We start from the raw sequence: 344 nt of genomic DNA on the forward strand, positions 1-344 counted from the left end.
GCGTATTATTGTGGTGTGTTCACATGTTAATTTTACGTGGAGTTCAATCAGCAGCACTTGTGAATTTAGTAACTACAATCGCAAAATTAGTACCTGTATTTGTATTTATTGTCATAGGAATCTTCGCGTTTCATATTGATACGTTCTTAGATGGATTTTGGGGGCAAACTGGTTCTTTTTCATGGGGAGCAGTTGGCAGCCAAGTTAAAAGTACAATGCTTGTAACTCTATGGGTATTTATTGGGGTAGAAGGGGCTGTTGTTTTATCCAGTCGAGCAAAAAATAGAAGTGATGTAGGGAAAGCAACGGTTATTGGCTTAATTGGTACACTTATCATTTACATT

Annotated in this window: 1 protein-coding gene; it reads left to right on the forward strand. The window is 37.2% G+C overall.

All coding sequences use genetic code 11. The features are described 5' to 3' along the window. Positions 1 to 344 (forward strand): amino acid permease (locus MR170_RS31285; protein ID WP_242310702.1); only part of this gene is annotated, 344 nt, incomplete at both ends.

Origin of the sequence: Bacillus cereus group sp. BfR-BA-01524, from assembly GCF_022662595.1 — a bacterium.
Lineage (GTDB): Bacteria > Bacillota > Bacilli > Bacillales > Bacillaceae_G > Bacillus_A > Bacillus_A thuringiensis_S.